The organism is Pseudomonas sp. J452 (assembly GCF_024666525.1).
Classification (GTDB): domain Bacteria; phylum Pseudomonadota; class Gammaproteobacteria; order Pseudomonadales; family Pseudomonadaceae; genus Aquipseudomonas.
In genome coordinates, this window is the sequence record NZ_CP088294.1 from 4,726,233 (window position 1) to 4,748,378 (window position 22,146).

Sequence of the window (22,146 nt, forward strand, 5' to 3'; positions counted from 1 at the left end):
CTCCGAGCCTCATAATACGGCCCATTAGGAGGTGCCATGAGCAACCCGCGTTATCCCGAAGAATTCAAAATCGAAGCAGTCAAACAGGTGACCGAGCGAGGTCTGCCGGTGGCTGAGGTAGCTGCTCGTTTGGGCATGTCGACACACAGCCTGTATGCCTGGGTGAAGCGCTACAGCAAGCCCCAAGAACAGCGGGCGCAAGAGGACGATCAACACGCTGAGCTACGTCGTCTGCGTGCGGAACTCAAGCGCGTGACCGAAGAGCGAGACATCCTAAAAAAGGCCGCCGCGTACTTTGCCAAGGAGTGCGGCTGAAGTACGCCTTCATTAGTCAGCTATCCGCAGACTATTCGGTTCGCCGCCTGTGCCTGACCCTGAAAGTTCATGCCAGTGGCTACTACGCCTGGCTGGCTGAGCCGAAGTCGGCACGAGCAAAGGATGATCAGCGGCTGCTGGGTTTGATCAAGCACTCCTGGTTAGAGAGCGGTGGCGTCTATGGTTACCGCAAAATCCATGACGACCTGCGTGAGCTGGGAGAACAGTGCGGCAGGCATCGCGTTGCTCGATTAATGCGCCAGGAAGGCCTGCGTTCGCAGACGGGGTATCGGCGACGTCCAGGACGTTATGGTGGCAAGCCTCCAGTGGCCTCACCGAATCATCTTGAGCGTCGATTCAATGTCACTGAACCGAACAAGGTCTGGGTTACGGACATAACCTACATCCGCACCTATGAGGGTTGGTTATTTTTGGCGGTGGTGCTCGATCTGTTTTCGCGGCAGGTAATCGGTTGGTCAATGAAGCCGCAGATGACTAGCGATCTGGCTATTGATGCATTGCTGATGGCGGTTTGGCGGCGTAAGCCAAAGCAGGAAGTGATGATTCATTCCGACCAAGGTAGCCAGTTCAGCAGCGGCGACTGGCAGAGCTTTCTGAAAGCCAACAACTTGCTTGGCAGCATGAGTCGGCGTCGCAACTGCCATGACAATGCGGTAGCGGAAAGCTTTTTCCAGCTGCTGAAGCGGGAGCGGATCAGGCGAAAGATCTATAGCACCAGGCAGGATGCCAGAGCCGATGTGTTCGATTACATCGAGATGTTCTACAACCCAAAACGCCGGCACGGTTTCAACAACCAGCTGTCGCCGGTAGAGTTTGAAAAGCGCTATTTCCAGAGACTGGAGAGTGTCTAGAAAACCAGGGGCGATTCACTACGAGCTCATCCAGGACCTCCTAGAGGCCTCGAGTCTGAACTTCCCATGAAAACTCGTGATCATAGCGAAGTTCTTCTATGTCGAGCAGGTTTTCTATAGCCGAGCTCGTTGAGCTGAAGTACATGGAGGCTTTGCCATCAAAGATATCAGCGTGAGGTTCTCTGTGATCTGTCCCTGAAAAATCGTTAACGTTGTGCGTCACGAACCTAAAGCTTTCGAAGCTTCCGTGGTGCTCCGTCCGATATTCTTGGAACGCTTCTGCTAGTACAGCATCGACAACGCTATTCTTCTATTTGTGGAATGGTGCACGCTTGGCTATTGCTCGCTCGGCAGCTTTGACTTTGGCTGAGTCCGAAATTGGGGTTTGAATTGCCGACTCAAAGACCTTCATAACGCGACTGACGGTAGCTTGATTTGCTTCGGATAGGATCGGCAGTCAATGGTTTACATCATCAATAGCGGCTAGCGCAACCTGCTTTCCTTCGCTTCCAAAGTCTTCGATTATTCCTTTGACTAACTTGCACTCAGCAGACAGCTGCTTACGTGTTGCTTCGATAACCCTGTCTTCGTTTCGTTCGTATTCTGTGCGCACCAGATCTGGCAGCAGGATTCCAATGACCCTACCTTCGACGAGATGCTCCAGCGCTGTGAGCATTGGAAGCTCAGCCTTCTTGGAAGAAATATCCAGCCTAATGCAGGTATCGAGCATTACTAGATGCATTGAAGCTCCATTTTTGAGTCTGTTCGCTAGACTTGGCCTTGGCCAGCGTCCGATAATGGCCTATCAACATAAAGGAGACAACGATGTCGAAGCTCGCCGAATTCCGCCAACTCGAACAACAGCTCGCTGCTCAGCTCGCCGAGCTGGAAGCCATGAAAAACGACAGCTCCCTTAAAAAGGAAATCGAATTTGAGAAGAAACTGCGGGCTTTGATGGCTGAATATGGCGTGAGCCTCGGGGGCGTTATCAATCTTCTCGATCCTCAAGGTGGTCGTCGTGCTCCTGTTGTTGTGAGTTCTGGTCAGCGCAAGGCTCGTGCTTTGAAGATTTACGTCAACCCTCAGAACGGCGAGCGTGTTGAGACCAAAGGCGGTAACCACAAAACACTGAAAGCTTGGAAAGAAGAATTCGGTGCTGATGTGGTTGAAAGCTGGCTGCAGAAGTAAAAATTCGCTCAGCGAGATTGTTGAGTACAAAAAGGGCTCCGTGGGGCCCTTTTTTGTGGAGATGGGTATGGTGGATCTTCATTCACTCGCACATAAATTTCGATCAATTATTGACCTTTTGGCTAGTAATGGTGAAGTGCATTATATTATGAAGGGCTTTCCATCTGGATGCTGTGGCATTACTTCCGAGCTGCTTGGGGATTATTTGAATAGCATGGTCGTTGGCACCTTCGAATATGTCTGGGGTGAGCTCGAGGGGCGAGTCATGCTTGGCTTGAGTGCGATGGCGTCATAATTGATATTACTTCTGATCAGTTTGAAGGTCGACCATCTATCTATATCGGAACACCTGACGCCTGGTATCTGGAGTGGGAAGAGAGCAGTCGCCATATTGCTGAGCATGCATCTAGTGCTCCTACATACCGAGATGAGCGTGCTTTTTATGAGCGAGTCTTGGCTGATATTGAATAGCCCTGGGTTTCGTAGGCACTTGCGAGCCTAGGCAATGGGGCGCCCCGGCCCTTCGCGACGGGCAGCGCCCGGCCGATTCTGTTGAAAAAGTGCCGTCGCGATTTTTGCCCATGAAAGAACGTGAGCGACGTTGAAATCTGATTCGCTCAGAAGGTGAAGTTGTCTTGGTTTTTACGTGGCAACACCAAAATTGAGCGATTTTTGAGCTGCTGAAAAGCAGCTCTCCCAGAGGCCGACTTTTTCAACAGAATCGGCCAAAAGCAGTCCCTCGGGGACGATGGTTAATGCCTCGATACGAGCAACAGTAGCCGGCCAGAATCAGGTCATGGACACGCTGCTAGCGGCTTCGTAATCTCCGTGCAGGCCATATCGCTTTTTCTCCCCGCCTCATGTCGCGTTCCACCGCCTCTTGCAGGCGGCTGAAGGAGTTATCCATCTACAAGGAACTTTTTTGCGAAACAAGAGGCGCAACGCATTAAGCCACTTATGTCGTCTACTTATAGTTAGGCAACCATGAATTATCTCAGTTTCTCAATACAAATATTCTTGCTTCTCATCGGCTACATCATTGCAGCCTTCATAACAAAATTTATTATCATGCTTCCTCTCGCAAATGCACTACAGGGCGGAATGAAAAGTGTTTATCTTTCCCTGGCAATCTCCATTGCTGTCGCCGGACTTTGCCTTGGAGCCATCTGCACAATAGCAGTAAAGAATATTCCCCTTTATGGCGCGCTCGGGCTGGCAATATTAGCAACCACGTATAAATTCTTTAGGCCGGATTTTTCTCCGCTCCCGCAAACCTGGTTCTCAACGACCTTAATAGTTACCTTTACTTCCATTACGATTGGTTCATATGCAGCCAAGCGGAAAGCCTAACAATTGGTTCAAAGCCGTTCGCCCCGCTCACTCGGGACCGGCGAAGCCGGCCCCTTAACCAAACGTTAGGCCATCACCACAATCGAGAAATTATCATGAACGAAAATCCCTACGCGGCCCCACAGTCAGAATTAATTGGCGCTGACAACTTAAATCGAAATATTGCTTGGGAAATATATTTCTATTCCATGCTAGCACTAACACTAGTAGGAGTCGCCGGACTTTTACCGGTTAATGGATCCGGGGCGGCAGAATTCATATCTTTAATCCTCGCAACACCTTCATTAACGGGTTTCTTTGGTTATGTTTGCAGTAAAAAAATCTTAACCCGCAAATTCTGGGTCATTAATTTTTACATTCAAATAATATGGATCGCACTTTATTACTTCGTAACAACAGCTGACCAGTCCGCGGGAATGAACCAGCAAATGTTTATAATAAGCACTGCTGTCATGTGGGCATTATCTATTCCCTATTACATTGCGCTTTTTCTATACTCCAATAAAAACTATCCAATTGGGCTTGAAAAAGCCTAACAACTGGTTCAAATCGCTCGCTCCACTCGCTGGGACCGGCTAAAGCCGGCCCCTTAACCAAACGTTAGGCCTCACAAGGACACTTCACCTCATGGCCACATCCCTTGTAGCAACGTGCACTTGCGGCGGCTTCCGATTCGAATCGGAACGGGAGCCGATCTTCCAGCTCACCTGTCACTGCCTTCACTGCAGGCAAGTGTCCCAAGCGCCTTCAACGAACTTCGCGTTCTTCAAGTTGGCCGAGTCCGAGGTGAAGGGCAAAACAGTCGTTCACAGCTTCACTACCGACTCCGGAACAAAAACTATTCGAGAAACCTGCGCAACGTGCGGCGAGATGCTTCTGGACCGAACCGAAGGGTTTCCGCAGATCATAGGCGTCGTTGCGGACAGGATTCAACCGCCGTATGAATTTCAGGCACGGTGCCATGTCTGGGTTGCAAGCAAGTGCAATGAAGTCGCAGTACCGGAGGGTGTCAAGATGTTCGCAGGGAACATGCACTGAGGCCTAACCCCTCGGTCAATCGGACGCGCTACGGCAAGCCACCTTGCCTCCGCGCGCCGGTTACCTCGAACGTTAGGCACTGACACTATATGCTCCAGACCTCCGCACTATATGGTTTCGAACTTACCAGATGCATTTCGGCAGCAGGTCTTGTATTTCAGCCAGTCGAATTCGACCACGCCACCGCGAAAAAATTAGCGCGCACCCTTAATGCGCACAAGCTCACTGGAACTGTGTCGGCGCAAAAACTCACAAAAGAAACGCTATTTCAACTTTAAGGCGTGCTGTCATTTATCGAGCATCTTGATTTGATACTCTGGTATCAGAGCACTGAAAGTGCAGAAGATGCCACTGACAACCCAAGGAGCTACTTTGAATCAAAGTTCACCACGAAGCCACGCAACAACGGTGAAGGAGCTGTACTTGGTTCAGACGCAGTCAATCCATGGCGAGACTCACGCCAATTATTTATAGAACTTACCTTGAATCACTTGACTGACGAGAAATCCTGCCAGAACACGCGCTTCAAATCCCTACTATTCAAGTGTGTCGAGACATTTAGGCAACGACAACCCTTTCTAGAATTTTCATATTTTCTCTTGACTTCCGGATTTGAGGCGTTCGCACGGACAACACAGAACGACTATCAGAAAAATGCAGCCGTACCAATAACCAAGACTCTTCAAAGTTACGATTTTACAATCCATCAAGACAATCCAAAGTATCTAGCTCGTTCAGTATCAACCTATCTCCACATCCGGAACGCCCTGTTCCACCAAGGTGGCTTTTAGAAAACAGTTAAAATAAAAAAATGACACGGTAACTTTGAATTGCTCCGAATATCTATTTAGCCTTTCAATGCTGGTGTCACTTACAATCATGAAGGCTATTGGCTTCGATGACGGACATACAAATTGGGACTGCTGGATTGATCGCCAATTACATAAGTAGAGCGGCGATGCCTAACAACTGGATCAATCCGTTCGCTTCCCTCATTCGGGACCAGCTAAAGCCGACCCCTTAACCAAACGTTAGGGCCGTTTGGAATCGAAGCTTATGTGCGCGAACGACGGCCTCTGGCCGTTTCCGACGAGTTACGACGCGAAGCAGTTGATCAGTTCAACTTTAGTGAGTAGCTCAACGCCTGCCTCTCGATTCAAAAAGATCTCGGTCCTACATCATCGCAATGACAACATTCCAATGGAGCGTCAAACCATGTCATTGCAGTGTCCCCGCTGTAACTCACCTCGTGTGACCTCTCGTCATCACGCCATGAAAGTCGGCGCAGCCATCGGCACAGCTGGTGGTGTTGCCCGCGGTGTCAGGCTGGCCCTGATGGGCGGCCAAGCGGGTGCCATCCTCGGAGCTGTGGTCGCCCAATTGGTATTACGTTGGGCTCCCTCTCGGGAGCAGTTTTGGGTGGACTGGTAGGCGGGGCTGGCGGCTACTTATTGGGCGCTCGACTCGGTAACCAGCTGGATCACTACGTCCTCACCAACAACCTCTGCCTCGCCTGCTGGCATCGCGTCAACCTGCCGATCTAACGCCCCTCCTCAACTCAGAACTCAATCAGTGCTGCGCCATGCGCAGCGCTTTATGCCGCAACTCATCCAAAGGAAAACCCTCATGGCTCACCAAATCGAACGTATGGCCTATGTCGGCGACACTGCCTAGCACGGTCTGGGCAGTCGCCTTTCCCCCAAACAACCCATCGACATCTGGCAGCACGAAGCCGGTATGAACTGGCAGATCCAGGAAAGCCCGGCGCACTTCAAGTCGGATGCCGTGGGGCACTTAGGCTCTACCCACTCCTTCCCGGAACAGAAGGTGCTCTACCGCTCCGACCCCAAGGCACCGCTGTAGGTGGTCTCCAACCGCTACCAGGTGGTGCAGCCGCGCGAAGTGCTGTAGTTCTACCGTGACCTCACCGAAGTGTCCGGCTATGAGTTTGAGACTGCCGGGGTACTCAAAGGTGGGCGAAAGTTCTGGGCGCTAGCTCGCACCGGGCAGAATTCCATGCTGAAGGGCAACGACCAGGTCAACGGCTACCTGCTACTGGCCACCTCCTGCGACGGCACCCTGGCCACCACGGCAACGCTCACCACAGTGCGCGTGGCGTGCAACAACACGCTGGTCAACACCAAGGCCAAACGAACGAGTAAGGACGGCATACAGTCGCTACCCTGCCCTTCACCGGATAACTGCCCCTTGGCTCAAGTCGGTGCCTGCAAACCCTCCGGATGGCTCTGCTCGCAGCCAATCAACTGAATGAAACCCGCCAAGCTGCCGGCATCGACCAACTCGCTCTGGATGCGGCCGCTCGGCTGGGCTTTGATAATGGCGCCTTCGAGGACAGCGAAGAGGACGACGGCGCTGTAGTCGAGGAGTTCTACCCAGCCGAAGACAGTGGCTCCCTCAAAACCGAGTCCACACCCGTTGAACGAACCTCGTTGGCTGAACGCCTAGAGGCGCAGATCGCCCAACTCCCAGCAAGCCAGCCGTCATGAGACTGCTGCGCTTTCTGCGCTACCCGTCGCTGCTCTTAGTCGCGCTGTTAACCGGTTTGCACTTTGAGGAAGAGCTCAGCTGGAGCGCTTGAACCCTACCCAGTCAGGGCTGGTCGTGTACCCGCCCTAAGGAGTCGTCTATGTCCAGTCGCTGTTTAGTCTGCAACTCCTCGGCGATGATCTCCAAGGATGCCACCAAGGCCATCGCCCTGCTTATCTGCACGCTGAATGGCTTTGTCCAGGCAGCACAACAAGCTCGTGCGCAGGGGCAAAAAAGGTGCTGAGGAACGCCATAACCCCATGGAGTACGCATTCAGTTTAATGATCGATGGCGTAGCTGGTGCGGTGACCAGTTGACGGAACAGCCAAGCGTTCATCCACGATGTCCAGCGCTACCAGTTCATGGAGTACGACTGCTTGTGCCTGCGTTGCAGGGCCAAGTTCGATGAGCTGGCGGATCCGTAGAAGAACCTAACGCCGATCTTCAGCCCAGCATCGACAGATTTTAAACAAAATGGCGACCGCGGCCGCCATTTTTCATCACTACAGGAGCTGCTCAGAGCACCTCGAACAACCCCGCAGCGCCCATGCCACCGCCGACGCACATGGTGATTACCACGTACTTCACGCCACGGCGCTTACCTTCCAGCAGGGCGTGGCCAACCATGCGTGCGCCGCTCATGCCGTAGGGGTGGCCGATGGAGATGGCACCGCCGTTGACGTTGAGCTTGGCCGGATCGATGCCGAGCTTTTGCGCGCTGTACAGCACCTGGCAGGCGAAGGCTTCGTTGAGCTCCCACAGGCCGATGTCGTCGACGCTCAGGCCGTGCTGCTTGAGCAGCTTGGGTACGGCGAACACCGGGCCGATGCCCATCTCTTCCGGTGCCAGGCCGGCCACGGCGATGCCGCGGTACAGGCCCAGCGGCTGGATGCCGCGCTGGGCGGCCAGGGCGCCGCTCATCAGCACGCTGGCGCTGGCGCCGTCGGACAGCTGGCTGGCGTTGCCGGCGGTGATGCAGCCGCCTTCGATCACCGGCTTGAGCTTGGTCAGGTCGTCCAGCACGGTCTGCGGGCGGTTGCCTTCGTCGAGGCTGAGGGTGACTTCTTCGAAGCTGACCGCGCCGGTTTCCTTGTCGACCAGCTTCTTGCGCGCAGTGACCGGGACGATCTCGTTGGCGAACAGGCCGGCAGCCTGGGCCGCGGCGGTACGCTGCTGCGATTGCAGGGAGTAGGCGTCCTGGGCTTCGCGGCTGATGTTGTAGCGCTTGGCGACGATCTCGGCGGTCTGCAGCATCGGCATGTAGGCGTTCTCGGCCATCTTCACCACGGCCGGGTCGTAGTCGGCGGCGGTCCACTTCATGTGGGTGTTCTGCACCAGGCTGATCTGCTCCTGGCCGGCGCCGACGGTGACGGCCATGCCGTCGACCATGATCTGCTTGGCGGCGATGGAGATGGCCATCAGGCCGGAGGCGCACTGGCGGTCGATGGTCTGCCCGCTGACCGACAGCGGCAGGCCGGCGGCCAGCAGCGACAGGCGGCCGAGGTTGGTCGAGGCGGTGCCGCCCTGCATGGCGGTACCCATCACCAGGTCTTCGATCTCGCCCGGCTCGATGCCGGAGCGCTCGACCGCGGCGCGGATGGCGACGGCGGCCATGGACGGCGACTTGAGGTCGTTGAAGGCGCCGCGGAAGGCCTTGGCGATCGGCGTGCGGGCGGTGGAGACGATGACGGCGTCTTGCATGGTGGAATCCTCTGTTGGGGTTGTTTTAATCAGTCGCGCAGCAGGCGGGCGAGTGCCTGGCGCAGGGTTTCGGGAATGCTCACCGAGCGATTACTGGCCCGCTCAACGAACACGTGGGCGAAGCGCCCGGCAGCGCAGGCCTGCTCCTCGCCGGCCTTGAAGATAGCCAGCTCGTACTGCACCCAGCTGTTGCCCAGCGCGCCGACCCGCAAGCCGACCTCGATGCGCTCGGGGAAGGCGATGGAGGTGAAGTAGTCGCACACCGAGTTGACCACGAAGCCGGCCACCGCGCCGTCGTGTATATCCAGGCCGCCGATCTCCATCAGATAGGTGTTCACCGCGCTGTCGAAGTAATCGTAGTAGACGACGTTGTTGACTTGGCCATAGAGGTCGTTGTCATACCCGCGCGTGGTGATCGCCTGGAAGTGGATGTAGTCGCTGCGCAGGTGTTCGGGTTGGCTCATACTCTGTTCTGGTCTTGTTTGCGCATAACCCTAAGGCCTGGGCGGTGTAGTGGTCTAGGCCCGACTCTGCGTCCACGCCGGTGTGGGTCTTCATTCCGAAGTAACACTGCTGGCCTATCTTGGTTTGGTGCATCTCAGGATCGCGCTTACCGTCCTTGCTCTTGGTCGAACTCGGTGCATTGATCAGCGTGGCATCAAGAATGGTGCCTTGGCGCAGGGGCATCAATTAGCCATCAATTGCGGCCAGGATGCCGGTAGCCAGCTCGTGTTTTTCCAGCAGACGAGGGAAGTTGAGGATGATGGTTTCGTCGGGGATGCGCTCCAGACTCAACCCTGCGAACAGCCGCAGAATGGTGGTCTCGTATAGAGCATCTTCAATCGCCGGGGCGCTATAACCAGACCAGTTCTGCATCAGATGTACCCGCAGCATTGCCATCAGCGGGTAGGACAGCTGACCGCCGTCACCCTTGGGGTAATGCGGTTCGATCAATAGAATCAAGCCCTTCTACGGCACCAGCCGATCCATCTCGATCAGGAACAGTTCTTTGCGGGTCTGCTTGCGCTTACCAGCGTACTCGGCGCCGACGAAGGTCACCTGCTTCATCGGAAAACTCGGCGGGTGGCGTCCGGGTATTTGGCCAAAATCAGGGAGTCTTCTTCAGAGTTTCTTGGAATTATCGCCCGCGCCAGGCGCCCCGACCACGCGGACGGCGGCGCCTCGGTAATGGGCCGTAACGCCGAGCTTCAGCGTGCTCGCTCAAGACTTGACTGGGTGAACTCGCTCTGGGAAATTTGAGTGGTAAAGCGGATGTTGCGCCATTCCAACAGAGTGCTTTTATCCGTTTGATGGTTTTCCATCAGGCTTTGGGTCGGCCGCCAATAGTGCTCGTTATATTGCATGTAGCCGGTATTGCTCAAAGTCTTCAACAGAGAGTTCTTGCGGTCGTAGTAGTCGACCTTGTAAATGCGATACTCCCGCTGATCGAGCCAAACCACCTGTTTGGTGTAGCCGGAATAGCTATCCACGGGATAACGCTCGATCACAAAGCATGTCTCGTCGGCGACAGTGGGGCAGGCTTCTTCTGTCACATAGGCATAACGGTACTTTTCTACTTCCTGGGAGCTGAAATCCTCGAAGGCGAACTCGCTGCCCATAAACGGACCACTTTTGTTTTGAGAGGCGATCCGTTTGACCCGCTTCAAGGCCGGCAAGTAAAGCCATTGATCGTCTGCTTCCACGGTGTGCGAGTGGGTCAGCAGGGCGGTGCCACGCACATCCTTGGGCTGGTCGAAGGCCACGAGGTTCTTGTTACCGTCATTTTCCACTTCCAGAGACTTGATGCGCAGCACCCGGATGCTTTCCTCCCCTTGCTTGTTACGCAGTGTCATGGTCATGTCCGCCGTCAGACCGACCCAGCCACTGTCGTGCCGATCCGCCTGGCGGGCAATCTCCAGTCCTTGGTCCTCGGTGCTGCCGGCCCATGCCGTCATGGAAGCGGCCATCCCGAATATGAAGGTGCAAATGGATTTTTTTCATGGCGATATCATTTCCGTTTCTATTGTTAACTTATCCGAAGTTCAAGAAAAACCTTCGTGACACCCAGGATGGCAATACATCACCGGAATGGATTGATCATGTATTTACCTTCCGTCATGCACTTCAAATAACCATCAATCGAGGCCGGAACCTGTTCGAGCGATATCCTTTCCTTTACCGTAATCGCCATGCCCCGATGCAAATCGTTCTGCAGGCACAGGGCTATCTTGGCCATCCGCAGCTTGTTTTGCGCCATGGCCCATGGTGTCACCCAAAACCCCGATACCTTTTTGTTTCTGAAAATGATCGAGGACAGATCAATCGGTGGCGCTTCCTCCGACAGCCCACCGTAAATCAGCAGCTCGCCGCCCTCCGGCATGGCCGCCAGCATTTCGTTGGAGGCGGATCCGGCGAGAGTATCTAGCGCCAGGGTGACCCGATGACGCTGGAACAGGCTGTTCATCGCATCCTGATAATCGCTCTGGCTGCGGTCTATCACCCACTCCGCACCGAGTTCTCGGAGCAGTCGTGCCTGCTCCGGCCGGTCCACGATATTGATCAGGGTCATGCCAGCTTTTCTCGCCAGATGAAGCAAGCAACGCCCTAGGGCACTAGCGGCGCCGTTGTTGGCCAGAGCACGCGCCTTGCGAGTACGAGCCATATCGAGCAGCTTCCAGGCCGAAAGCGGATTGGCCATCAGCATGGCGCCCTGCTCGATATCGAGCCAAGGCAGCAGCGGAATGCACATGTCGGCTTTAGTGACCATGTACTGCGCCCAGGTGCCGGTATAGCCCTGAGCCGATCCGCACGATACCTTCTGGCCCAGTAGCATCCGCGGCATCACGCCGGATCCGGCGGCCACCACCGTACCAGCGCCTTCAATACCCGGCACCATCGGCGGCCGATCAACCTTGCCGTAACGCCCCTGCATGTACCAAAAATCGGCGGGCTGAATGGGCGCCGCTTCGATCTTGATCAGTACTTCACCCGCCTTGGGCCGGGGCACTGGCATCTCCGTCACCACCAGGTTTTTCATAAGATCGGTCTGGTCGCGGGGGAAGCGAGCACTAGGGTCAAAAAACTCCTTCAACTGCACCACTTTCATGGCTGCAGGGAGCACGTTCGCGGATACGTCGAATAGCCTCATGTTGCGTCCTTTACCGGTAACAAACTGCCTCTGGTCTTCCTAAGCGGCCCGAACGGATATCACACTGCTTGACTGAACTTCATCCGATAGTCACTAACGGTCAACCCGGTGATCTTTTTGAATAAGCGACTGAAGGAGCTGATATCGTCGTAGCCCACTTTCTCGATAATGTTGGACAGTGTTTCGCTAGTCATCTGCAAACGATTTTTAGCCGCTTCCACACGAACCTTCTGCAGATAGGAATTGGGCGCCTCCCCCGTTGCTAAGCGAAAACGGCGCTGAAAGTTGCGCATTTGCATGCCAAACCGAGAGGCGAGTTCATCAATAGTGAAACGGCTGTGGTAATTGAACTCCAGCCAATCCTGAACACGCTGGATCTGCTGGTCATTATGGTCCCTGACTGGGGTAAAAACTTCGTAGGGCGACTGAGTCTCCTCCTGCCGATTGAATATCATCAGTCGAGTGCAGGCATTCATCACTTCGTTATTACTCATCTGCTTGATAAGGCTCAGGCAGAGGTCGAAATAGGCTGTCGATCCACCTGCGCTGATAACGGGGCCATCCTTGACCACCAGCAGGTTCTTCTTCAATTCCACGCCGGGATAAAGTTGATGGAAGATCGGGGCTATTTTCCAGTGCGTTGTCGCGGAGCGACCCTGCAGCAGACCGGCCTCGGCCAACAGAAGGCTACCCGTACAGACACTGCCAATATAACAACCCTTCTGCGCTTGAGACTTCAACCAAACCGCCTGAGCCTGCAGTTTCGTCAACCGCTGTTTCACTTGCTTAAGGTCGTAGATTGCCGGCATCACCGGCGCAACGATGACGATATCGGTGTCGTCCAGTTCGGAACAGGCACCATCGGGCGTGATGCGCTGACCATTGTAGGCCACCACCGGCTCGCCCTTTTCAGTAATCACCTTGACGGAAAAGAAATGGTCGACCTCATCCCTATATAACTGATCTATGCAGTAGTTGGCGGTGGAAAAAATGTCCAACATGCCGCTGATACTGGAAGCCATACACTCGTGAGTGGCAAGAATCGCTAAATTTGGCATTTTTCATCTCTTACTTGCGATCGGATAGGTAGCACTATTCCGTTATACCCATCCCGTCGGCGGCATTCGAGAATCCGCCGGCGGCATCTACCACCGCCCTGCGGACTAGGCGAAAAACGCCTTCACCTGTTGCACGACTTCGCCATCGCGCAGGATCTTGCGATGTCCCAAGGACTGCGTGGTAATCAGCGTGCTGTTGTGCCAGTGCTTGCCGATGGCGAGGGATTGGCCATGGGCGATTTCACGGTCACCTTGGTCGTGGATGAGTAGCCCTTCCGCCTTCACCCGCTTTGCCAGTGAATCGATGGAATATTCCATCCATACATCTTGGCCAAACCGCGCCTCCAACAGCCGGCGATGTTCTTTCTCCACCTTGGTCGGCAGATCCAGCAGGGCGGAAAAATTCTTCACCGCGTTGTTGAGATTGGCCATGGGGCTGATGCACACAATCTTCTTGGCGTTGACGCCTAGTGCCGCTGCTCGCACCGCGCCAGTACAGCCCAACGAATGGGCGACGATGCCGTGCAGCTTGCAAATCTTGCTATCGACCAAGCTGATGATATCCGCGAATTCTCCAATGTGGGTTTGCTTGCCCGGCATACGGCCATGAGCTGGGCCGTCGAAGCACAGCACACGCAAGCCCAAAGAGGTGAGTGGCGCAACGAACTCGGACAACTGGGCGCTCCGACCTTCCCAGCCATGCACCAACAGCACGCTCTTTTCACCCATCCCCCAGGAATAGACCGGTACAGTCAGGTGTCCGGACTTCAGTTCGATCACCTCATCGGCATCGGCCAGAAACATCGCTGCCTGCGACGACTCTTTCGAGCGTCGCGGAGAAAACCACATGCTGTTAGCCCACTTGCCGGCACCTTTGGCGGACACCATCCCATAGGCTTTGAAAGCGGTACGCATCACCTGCAAAGCCAGCGGCACTTGCGCCGACTTCTTGGGTTTCTGGCTATCGGTGGAGGCTTGCATTGCATTGGACTTCACGGTCATGACACCTACCTTCTATTCTTGGGGTTGTAGAGCCGATCGCAGACCGGCTCGGTTCTCCATTTTCGCGCTCAGCGATTGGCTTCCAGAGCTTGCTCGCTAGCACGGGCCGAACTGGTCTCGGGCTTCAGCATCAAAAGCAACGGCGGTAACAACAGCAGCTCGGTGATCAAGCCTAAGAACAGCGCTATGGCAGACAACAGGCCCAGGTCGGCGTTGCGTGCGAAGCCGGACAGGCCCAGCACCAGGAAACCGATTATCAGGGCGAGCGATGAGACCCACAGCGCCACGCCCACAGTGCTGAATGCGTAGCGCACCGCTCCTTCCTGGGAATACCCCAGCTCGCGGATCGCGTACTGATACTTATGGAGGAAATGAATCGTGTCATCGACCACGATGCCGAGAACCACTACGACAGTAATGGTAAAGGACATACCCACCTCGCCATTCAGTACCGCCCAGAGTGCCAGCGCGACGACCATTGGCACGATATTGGGAATCAGGCTGAGCAAACCTAAGCGCAGCGAGCCCAATGCGGCGATCAGCAAGATGGCGATCAGGGCGAAACCAATCAACGTGCCCCAGATCATGCTGTCGACGGAACGCTGGGTGATGTGGGTGAACATCAGAGTCGTGCTGGCACCGGTGACGTCGTACTCGGGGCCATGACTATCCCACCAGGTAGCGATCTTCTGCTCCAGCTTGATGACATCCGAAGACATCATGTTGTCGAACCGAACGACCACCCGCGTGGCGTCCTTTCTCAGCGTGAGCTGATTGTTCAGATCCTGACCATAGGGCAAGGAGTTCTCGTACAGCAGGACATACTGCGCGGTCAGTTCCTTGTTATCCGGCAGGCGATACCACTCGCTGTCATCGCCGTGCATGTTCTTGTTGATGCGCTTGAGAGTGTCGGAGAAGGTCAGAACATGGCGGATTTCCGGCAGGCTGCGCAGCCACTGCGAGAATTCATCGACCTTGGCATTGAAATCCGGGCTGTAGATATCGTTTTCGCTGGCGTTTCTTCGCTTGATCGAATATTCGATGGAGTAGATGCCGCCGATGTTATCGGTGAAATAATCGCTGTCCTTGCGAAACTGGAAGCGCTCATCAAACTGCTCGACAAACTTCTCATTCAGGGTGTTCTTCGGAATGAGTAGGATGCTGCCGACAAGGACAACGGCGGTGACGATGAGAATGCCATTGCGTTTCGCGATGACGAAATTCGCCAGCCCCCTCATGAGATTCGTCATGCGGTCGTGCTTGCCGATGTCCTTCACCTGCCTGACCGGCAGGATCAAAATCAGCGCCGGCAAGAAGAACAGCGACAGGTAGAATCCGATGGTCACCGCGATGGCCATTATGTTCCCTAGCTCGCGATAAGGTGGCACGTCGTTGAAGTTCATCACCAGAAAGCCAATGATCGTGGTCAGGCTGGTAAATACAAACGGGCTCACGTTGCCCTTCACCGCCTCGATCACCGCGTTGCGTTTCGGCATTCCCTTGCGGTAGTCCTGCATGAAGCTGACCAGCATGTGCACGCAGTAGACCACGATCAAGGCCGCAACCACCGTCGGCACCACTGCGCTGACGGAATTGATCTTGTATCCCAGCCAGCCGACACAGCCAAGGGTGCTCAACATGCTCATGAGAACCACCAGCAAGGTGGTGGCGAGGGACATGAAGGACTTAAGGGAAAACGCCACCACCACAAGAATCAGCAGAAGCATCAAGGGCGTCAGTGTACCCATGTCGATCTTCGCCGCTTGACCGTAGGTGTAGCTCAGCATCGTCAGGCCGATCGGCTTAATCTCGATATCGCTATAGCGCGCCTGGATGGGTTTCATTATCTCCTGGGCCGCCGCCGCCACTTCCTTCACTTCATCGGGATGTTCGTTCTTGAGGTTGAAGGTGACGTAAATGGCCGCCGTATGCCCGCTAGTGGATACCAGATTGTTGACCAGGCTCGGCTCGTGCAGGGCGACCTGCTTGATTGCTTCGATCGATTGCGGGGTGAGGGCGGCGGGATCCTTCACCAAATTCTCGACCTTGAGGTCGTCACCATTCGCTTCGGTGTGCTGGAAGTTGGTGATCGAATCGACGCGATTGGAATACGGCAGCTGCCCTGCAGCTTCCGTCAGCTCATGCATCATGGCCAGCGCTCGCTGGGAGAACACCGTGCCATCCTTAGGAACGACGACGAACACCAAGTTATCCGTATCGGTGTAGCTGCTCTTGAGCTTTTCGTAGGCCAGCAACTCCGCATTGTCCTGGCCGAAAAAGATCTCATAGGACGACGTCACACCAATCTTCTTCGCGCCGTAGGCAGCGAGGAAAAACAGAGCGAAAGTCATTATGACGATCTGCCAACGCCATCTGGCGACCGCTAGTGCGATTTTCTCATTCACCGAACCTACTCCTTGAGTAATTTATATTGAATACGATCCAGATTTAATTACAGACACGCTTCAGAATGATCGGAAGTCCTTCCATGGGCTTCGAGAAGGGCAATATGCGATGCTTCGCCTCATAGCCATCGAATAACTGCGTGGCGAACTTCTGATAAAGCTGATGGCCGATCAGTTTGGCCTGCATTACCGAGAAATGTTGGCCGAGACAGATGTGCACGCCATGCCCATAAGGAATATAAAGATATTTGTGTTGCTTATCCTCGGCCCGCTCGGGCGAGAAACGCATAGGATCGAAGGAATCGGGATTGCTCCAGTATTCCGGCATGCGATGATTGAATTCCGGACTCACCCAGATTTGGGTATTGGCCGGGACCCTATGACCCATGATTTCGCATTCTCGCACCGTCCGCCGTGGAATCATGCGCACGGGAGGGAACAAACGCAGTGACTCCTTCAAGGAATAATCGATGAGTTCATGTCGATCCAGCTGGTCGTATTCACAAACATCGGCACCGATACTCTGTGCCTGCTGACGAATTTTGTCCTGCCATAATGGCTCTCGCGAGAGATAGTACCCCATGTTGACTATCGCCGAAGTAGAGGTATCGTGGGCCGCCACCAAAAGAAACATCATATGATCGACGATCTGCTGGTCGCTGAAATACTCCCCCTCCTCGGTTCTCGCCCGCGAGAATATACTGAGCATATCCTTGCCTTCAGCACGACGCTTCGCCGGAATAAGGGATTTGATATACGCAGAGAGATATCGGTGTGCCTTATCCCCTTTCCAGGTGGCGTTCTTATAGAAGGGGAAACGCACTAAAGCGACCGTTGCCTTGGTCATGTCGATAAAGGCATCGTTCAGTTTTTGGGATTCATGGTTCAACTCAACCCCAACAAAAGCGACGAGCGCGACATCCAAGGTAAGCTGCTTGATGACATCGTAGAAGCGAACGATCTGATTGTCCTGAAAGGCATTGATCCAATTCTGAATGATTGGATTCATTAACTCCGCGTAACCGAGCATGGCCTCCTTTTTAAAGGCCTCATTCATAATCTTGCGATGTAGTCGATGCTCGTCGAAGTCCCTCAGCATTAAGCCGTTGAATAAATAGCGACCAGCGATATTGGACCAACCCAGCTTGCTAGAGAAATTCTTCCCCGTGTCCTTAAAGATGATCTCGGCGGCTTCAGCTCCATGGAAACTGATGAAGTTCTCGAAAATCACATTACCCCGGTGCACAGGACCATAACGCTTGTCCAAACGCAAAAAATAATTGCGCGGCGAATTGAGAAACTCGATCGAGCTGCCAATCATCGGCCAGCCACGCTCTCCGGGGATATGGCTGATACTCTTCGTTGCTTTCAGCGTAGAGCCGATAGCGTGGCGCATATCCTGTGCCCGCTGCCTGACATCCACGATGTTTGCACTATTGCTTTCCATGTACTTTCTCCACGCGTACGCGCAAATGTTCCATTCTCTGCTGTCGCAGAAACCTCAACCGAAGGCGTGACAGGCGCCCCTAATGCGAGGAACACCATGCAGGCATGACTAGAGCGCGTTTATTAAATTCAGTCTATGAGATGGTCCGGGCGAACAACATGGTCGTATTTGACTTTCTTATGGCCAAATGCGAAACACCGAGACTGCCCGCGTGCCTTCCGCCTTATCCTGTGACCTAGTTAACGATTTGTTCCTCGAGGGCCATGAGCTCCTGCAGGATGAGGTCCACCAGCTCCCTGGGCCTTGCGATTTTGTCCTTGTTGATCGCCACGCCGAACTTCACCTGCTGGTGATAGGAGATGGTGCTGATCCCCATGCCCATCTCGCCGTGCGGCACCAGGAAGGACAGTTCCGCCACGCCATAGCCGGCATAGCGCAACTGTTGGGCGGGCCCGACGACATTGCTCATCACCGCGGTGGTGCTGTTGGCTGATATCGCGAGCATGGTTTGCTGCACCGCCCGCGGCAACCAACCCAGCACCCCCAGAAAGTCATAGACGACTAGGGGATGCAGGCGGTCCTTTAGGGCCTGCATGCGCTGCTTGGTGCTGCGCAGCCGTTTGACGGGCGACGCCTCGTCGATCGGCAGGTTCAGGAAGTAATGTCCAAAGACATTGCCGATCCGGTCCTGCTCCGTGCGGGTACGCAGATTAGCGGGCACCGTGACCCTGAGGGTCGACTTGTCGGGATTGCCGCCGTGCTGCTGCATGTAGCGTCGCAGCCCCCCGCTGATGCAGGCGCTGGCCACATCATTGATGGTGCAGTCGAAGTGCTTGCCGACCGCTTTCAGACGCGCCAAGGGGACGCTGTCGGACACAACCGTCTGCTTGTCAGGCGTTGCCCGCCCCTTGTACAAGGTACGGCTATCGGGCAGGAGCGTGAGTATTTTCAATAGGTCGAACATGTACTTGAGCCATTTCAGCTCGCTTAATCGCGCGTGCTTCGACCCGGCGCCGGACAGGGCCAGGGTTGCCGGCAAGGGCTCATCGTTCAGTACCTGCAATACGCCCACCAGGGCGGCGCCATCGGCATAGCCATGATGCGTTCTCATCAACAGAACCGAGCAGCCGTCGACATCCTTGAGCACATGAAACTGCCAAAGGGGCTGACTCTCGTCCAACGGCTGGCTCACCAGGCTGCCCATCAACTGATCGAAAGCCTGCTGTGAGCGCACCTCTTGGGCATGCACCGTGAAGTGCCGTGACGTCTTGATGACGGACTGCTCCTGCCATGTCCGCTGTCGCGGAACACAGCGAAAACGCTCGATCGATGTCATTTTTCGATAAAGATGATCGATGAGCCGCTGCGGCTCAACGACCTCGTCAAAATGGAACAAGGTATTGATGACCATGCCTGGATTGCCCATACGCAGCCAGGCATTATCGATCGCTGAAATGCTCTCAGGGCCCAAGCGGAACAATCGCGCCACGTGCTGCCCCATACGGCCAATGCTAGCGTTCAAATTCACGACGTCTTAACTCCATCAGATGAAAATAGACTTGCTCAGGTTATGACTCATATTGTCGAGTGACCGCGGCGCGTAAATGCTCACCATCCAGACGCTGACGCCGAGCCGCAGGCGGTGGAACTTGTCGTCTTTCGATAATCCAACATGGTCACCCCCGTGCTGCGTTTGAATAGACGACTAAAGGAACTGAAGTCGTCATAACCGATTTTTTCAGTTATTTTAGTGACTGGAAAATTAGTCATCTTCAACCAGTTTTTTGCCGATTCAATGCGTAGTTCTTGCACATAAGCAATGGGAGTTACTCCCGTGGCCAGTTTGAAGCGACGCTTGAAATTCCGTGGCCCCATGCCGAAAAGTTCCGCCACTTTCTCTAAATTGAACTTGGTGCGGTGATGCCTAGCTAGCCAATCCTGTATCTGTTTTACCTTAAAATCGCTGTGATTATCGGCAAATGCCTTCACGCCATGCGTTGAACTCTTGCTCGCTTCACGACCATTCTCGTATCGCCGACTCAACGCCATGCGCTGCTCGCACTCGAAGGCGATATCGGAATTGCCCAATTTTTCGATAATGTAAAACGAAAGATCTATGTAAGACAGCGACTCACCCGCACTAATGATGAAGTTGTCCGACATGTTCAGTTCGGTATTGACGACGTTGATCGCAGGGTATCTATCCTGAAGACAAGGAAACATTCGCGAGTGAGTGGTGGCCGTCATTCCATTGAGAAGCCCCGTCTCGGCAAGAATAAAAGTACCCGTACTGAGGCTTGCCAAACGACATCCCTGATCGTGCTGCTTGCGAACCCACTGCGCACAACTTGCGAACGCGTCCGCATCCAATTGACCTTTGTCGATGGTCTGGAAAATTTCTGGAATGATAATGTAGTCCAATCGACCAGCGTTATTGAAAGACGCATCTGGAAAAATGGGCTGATTATTGGAGGCCACCAACGGCCGGCCATCCTCGCTAACGATTTGTATATTGAAATTGAACACTGCGCTATCTCCGTAGAGATCGACAACGCAATGATTTGCTGTTGAAAAAATATCCAGCACTCCACTTATCACCGACGCCGTGCATCGAGGATAAGCAACCAATGCAATGTTTGCCACGACAATATCGTCCATAAAGACATCACCACAAGACAGACTACAGCAAGTTTTTATTCAAATTACAATAACAGGAGATACAGGACCATTAACAATACAGCCCCATTCAAAATAGCTATTGCATGAACGCCAGAAATCAAACGACATTTGTTTATTCATGACTTAGGCCTTCATAAGGCAGTGCTTTATTAGGTCTGCCACCTTCTCCGGCCTTTCTTCATGCACCAGCAGTTTCGCCTTATCCAATGAATAAAAGCCGCCCCTCCTCTTGAATTGATGAGCCATGTCGCGCGCCAAGGGCTCTGGGAAAGTCGGATCATCGGAACCCCAGATTAAATGGACCTTAGCGTCGATGGCGCCGTGCGCACCGGCAAGATCATCGATCTGCTTCCAGTCTAGGCCGGTCAAATATCGACGCTGACCATTCAATTTACGGTGGTCATTAAGCAAGGGGCGGATCATGTGCTGATAGAAGCTTCCATCAATTAAGCACTTATCGTAGAAGCATCCATTGAAGCCCATGGACGATCTTCGATACCATTTGCTTTTTAGGAGAATGTTCAAACTAGTTTCCACACCGGGCACATGCATCAGCCACCGATACAAGGGAATCCACGGTGGGCGATGACCAGGGATCTCCGTGTTCATCAGGATGAGATGTTGCAAGTGTGGGGTGAGATCGCCCGCCATCAGGCGAGCGATGCTTCCCCCTGTATCGTGTGCAACGATTGAAAAGTTCGGTAGGTCGAGCTGCCTGATCGCCTGCACAAGCGTCGCGGCCTGATTGGTGAAGGAAAAGTCGGCACGACTTTCCCAGCGCGATTCGCCACAACCCAGCGAATCCAGCACCCAGCAAGTGAAGTGGCTTTGTAAGTGCGGTACCAGTTTCCTATAGGTCAGACCGCTCAAAGGCCAACCATGCAGAAATATCAGGTGGGGTCCGTCACCTACGCGACGAAAAGCGATTTTGCCGGCGTCTGTAGAGGCAAAATGAATCGGGGCATCTATGAAGGCCTGTGCGACTGGAGATGTTTCCATAGCTCGATGATTTCCTTATCGGCACGATGGCATCCAGGTACGCATTCGCGCACGCCCCTGAAGGCAATTGCGAACGCGGTCCAATTGACGTGTGAACTTAAGAGAGGGAAGGGCTAAACATCTGCTCTCACGCCCTGACAGGGCGCTTGCTCAGATTGGCTACGACGTTGTAGCCGAGAGGGTGTTTCTCAGATTGGCTACGACGATGTAGCCTGCTGCGGACAAGTGAAATGGTCTGCCTGGCGTTCGCACTTCATCACCCAGCAGCGCATGGGAAGAAGTTAAAAGAACGAAGCGCGCCATCAAATGGTTGATTTTGCAATTCCATGGTCGTTTGCGAAATCAATCATGAAAACTTTGATCCAGTTTACAGTAGTCATCAGCTTTCATTGACGCC

The 22,146-nt window shown here is 54.1% G+C and carries 19 protein-coding genes and 4 pseudogenes; 9 read left to right on the plus strand and 14 right to left on the minus strand.

Annotation, left to right across the window (positions count from 1 at the left end; translation table 11 throughout):
- Window positions 1-36 precede the first annotated feature (36 nt).
- Window positions 37-1,187, plus strand: a protein-coding gene (locus LRS11_RS21680; protein ID WP_260494886.1) for an IS3 family transposase whose coding sequence is annotated in 2 segments (ribosomal slippage) — window positions 37-280 and window positions 280-1,187 — 1,152 coding nt in all. Because the reading frame shifts where the segments join, the coding sequence is not laid out codon by codon here.
- A 457-nt stretch (window positions 1,188-1,644) separates the two neighbouring features.
- Here the strand turns inward: LRS11_RS21680 and LRS11_RS21685 are convergent.
- Entirely contained in the window at window positions 1,645-1,929 is a 285-nt protein-coding gene (locus tag LRS11_RS21685) for a PIN domain-containing protein (RefSeq protein ID WP_260494887.1), read from the minus strand.
- Window positions 1,930-2,012: 83 nt separating this feature from the next.
- Between LRS11_RS21685 and LRS11_RS21690 the strand changes: the two genes are divergently transcribed.
- The 8 genes and pseudogenes from LRS11_RS21690 to LRS11_RS21720 form a co-directional block, all read left to right on the plus strand.
- Entirely contained in the window at window positions 2,013-2,375 is a 363-nt protein-coding gene (locus LRS11_RS21690; RefSeq protein ID WP_260494888.1) for a histone-like nucleoid-structuring protein, MvaT/MvaU family, read from the plus strand.
- Window positions 2,341-2,670 (plus strand): hypothetical protein, encoded by a 330-nt coding sequence (locus LRS11_RS21695; RefSeq protein ID WP_260494889.1) that lies wholly within the window; start codon window positions 2,341-2,343, stop codon window positions 2,668-2,670. The genes LRS11_RS21690 and LRS11_RS21695 overlap by 35 nt, the downstream gene beginning before the upstream one ends.
- A gap of 689 nt (window positions 2,671-3,359) precedes the next feature.
- The gene (locus LRS11_RS21700; RefSeq protein WP_260494890.1) at window positions 3,360-3,725 is read left to right on the plus strand and encodes a hypothetical protein; all 366 of its coding nucleotides are present in this window, start codon (window positions 3,360-3,362) and stop codon (window positions 3,723-3,725) included.
- A gap of 95 nt (window positions 3,726-3,820) precedes the next feature.
- Entirely contained in the window at window positions 3,821-4,261 is a 441-nt protein-coding gene (locus tag LRS11_RS21705; RefSeq protein ID WP_260494891.1) for a hypothetical protein, read from the plus strand.
- A 91-nt stretch (window positions 4,262-4,352) separates the two neighbouring features.
- The gene (locus LRS11_RS22630) at window positions 4,353-4,763 is read left to right on the plus strand and encodes a GFA family protein (protein ID WP_409519767.1); all 411 of its coding nucleotides are present in this window, start codon (window positions 4,353-4,355) and stop codon (window positions 4,761-4,763) included.
- 1,215 nt (window positions 4,764-5,978) lie between these two features.
- Window positions 5,979-6,307 (plus strand): annotated as a pseudogene (locus LRS11_RS21710) (hypothetical protein).
- A 136-nt stretch (window positions 6,308-6,443) separates the two neighbouring features.
- A pseudogene (locus LRS11_RS21715) lies at window positions 6,444-6,896 on the plus strand (DUF932 domain-containing protein); the annotation flags it as partial.
- A gap of 15 nt (window positions 6,897-6,911) precedes the next feature.
- Window positions 6,912-7,270, plus strand: a pseudogene (locus LRS11_RS21720) (hypothetical protein); the annotation flags it as partial.
- 155 nt (window positions 7,271-7,425) lie between these two features.
- On the opposite strand, the gene LRS11_RS21725 reads toward LRS11_RS21720, so the two are convergent.
- From LRS11_RS21725 to LRS11_RS21785, 13 genes and pseudogenes are all read right to left on the minus strand, one after another.
- On the minus strand, window positions 7,426-7,647 hold the full coding sequence (locus LRS11_RS21725; protein WP_260494892.1) for a hypothetical protein: 222 nt from the start codon (window positions 7,645-7,647) through the stop codon (window positions 7,426-7,428).
- 179 nt (window positions 7,648-7,826) lie between these two features.
- A complete protein-coding gene (locus tag LRS11_RS21730; RefSeq protein ID WP_260494893.1) occupies window positions 7,827-9,011 on the minus strand; it encodes an acetyl-CoA C-acyltransferase in 1,185 nt (394 codons plus the stop codon).
- 29 nt (window positions 9,012-9,040) lie between these two features.
- Entirely contained in the window at window positions 9,041-9,475 is a 435-nt protein-coding gene (locus tag LRS11_RS21735; RefSeq protein ID WP_260494894.1) for an acyl-CoA thioesterase, read from the minus strand.
- Window positions 9,476-9,491: 16 nt separating this feature from the next.
- A pseudogene (locus LRS11_RS21740) lies at window positions 9,492-10,079 on the minus strand (IS5 family transposase); the annotation flags it as partial.
- Between the two features lie 140 nt (window positions 10,080-10,219).
- Window positions 10,220-10,966, minus strand: a complete 747-nt coding sequence (locus tag LRS11_RS21745) for an outer membrane lipoprotein-sorting protein (protein WP_260494895.1) — start codon at window positions 10,964-10,966, stop codon at window positions 10,220-10,222.
- A gap of 125 nt (window positions 10,967-11,091) precedes the next feature.
- Window positions 11,092-12,159, minus strand: coding sequence for a zinc-binding dehydrogenase (locus tag LRS11_RS21750; protein ID WP_260494896.1), 1,068 nt, complete (start codon window positions 12,157-12,159; stop codon window positions 11,092-11,094).
- 59 nt (window positions 12,160-12,218) lie between these two features.
- Complete coding sequence (locus tag LRS11_RS21755; RefSeq protein ID WP_260494897.1) at window positions 12,219-13,160, minus strand: GlxA family transcriptional regulator; 942 nt, start codon at window positions 13,158-13,160, stop codon at window positions 12,219-12,221.
- Window positions 13,161-13,322: 162 nt separating this feature from the next.
- Window positions 13,323-14,219 (minus strand): alpha/beta hydrolase, encoded by an 897-nt coding sequence (locus LRS11_RS21760; RefSeq protein WP_260494898.1) that lies wholly within the window; start codon window positions 14,217-14,219, stop codon window positions 13,323-13,325.
- A gap of 68 nt (window positions 14,220-14,287) precedes the next feature.
- Window positions 14,288-16,624: an efflux RND transporter permease subunit gene (locus LRS11_RS21765; RefSeq protein ID WP_260494899.1), complete on the minus strand. Its 2,337-nt coding sequence runs from the start codon at window positions 16,622-16,624 to the stop codon at window positions 14,288-14,290.
- A 43-nt stretch (window positions 16,625-16,667) separates the two neighbouring features.
- On the minus strand, window positions 16,668-18,071 hold the full coding sequence (locus LRS11_RS21770) for a cytochrome P450 (protein ID WP_260494900.1): 1,404 nt from the start codon (window positions 18,069-18,071) through the stop codon (window positions 16,668-16,670).
- Window positions 18,072-18,306: 235 nt separating this feature from the next.
- A complete protein-coding gene (locus LRS11_RS21775) occupies window positions 18,307-19,572 on the minus strand; it encodes a WS/DGAT domain-containing protein (RefSeq protein WP_260494901.1) in 1,266 nt (421 codons plus the stop codon).
- 107 nt (window positions 19,573-19,679) lie between these two features.
- On the minus strand, window positions 19,680-20,729 hold the full coding sequence (locus LRS11_RS21780; protein ID WP_260494903.1) for a GlxA family transcriptional regulator: 1,050 nt from the start codon (window positions 20,727-20,729) through the stop codon (window positions 19,680-19,682).
- 144 nt (window positions 20,730-20,873) lie between these two features.
- The gene (locus LRS11_RS21785; RefSeq protein ID WP_260494904.1) at window positions 20,874-21,749 is read right to left on the minus strand and encodes an alpha/beta fold hydrolase; all 876 of its coding nucleotides are present in this window, start codon (window positions 21,747-21,749) and stop codon (window positions 20,874-20,876) included.
- Window positions 21,750-22,146: the final 397 nt, after the last annotated feature.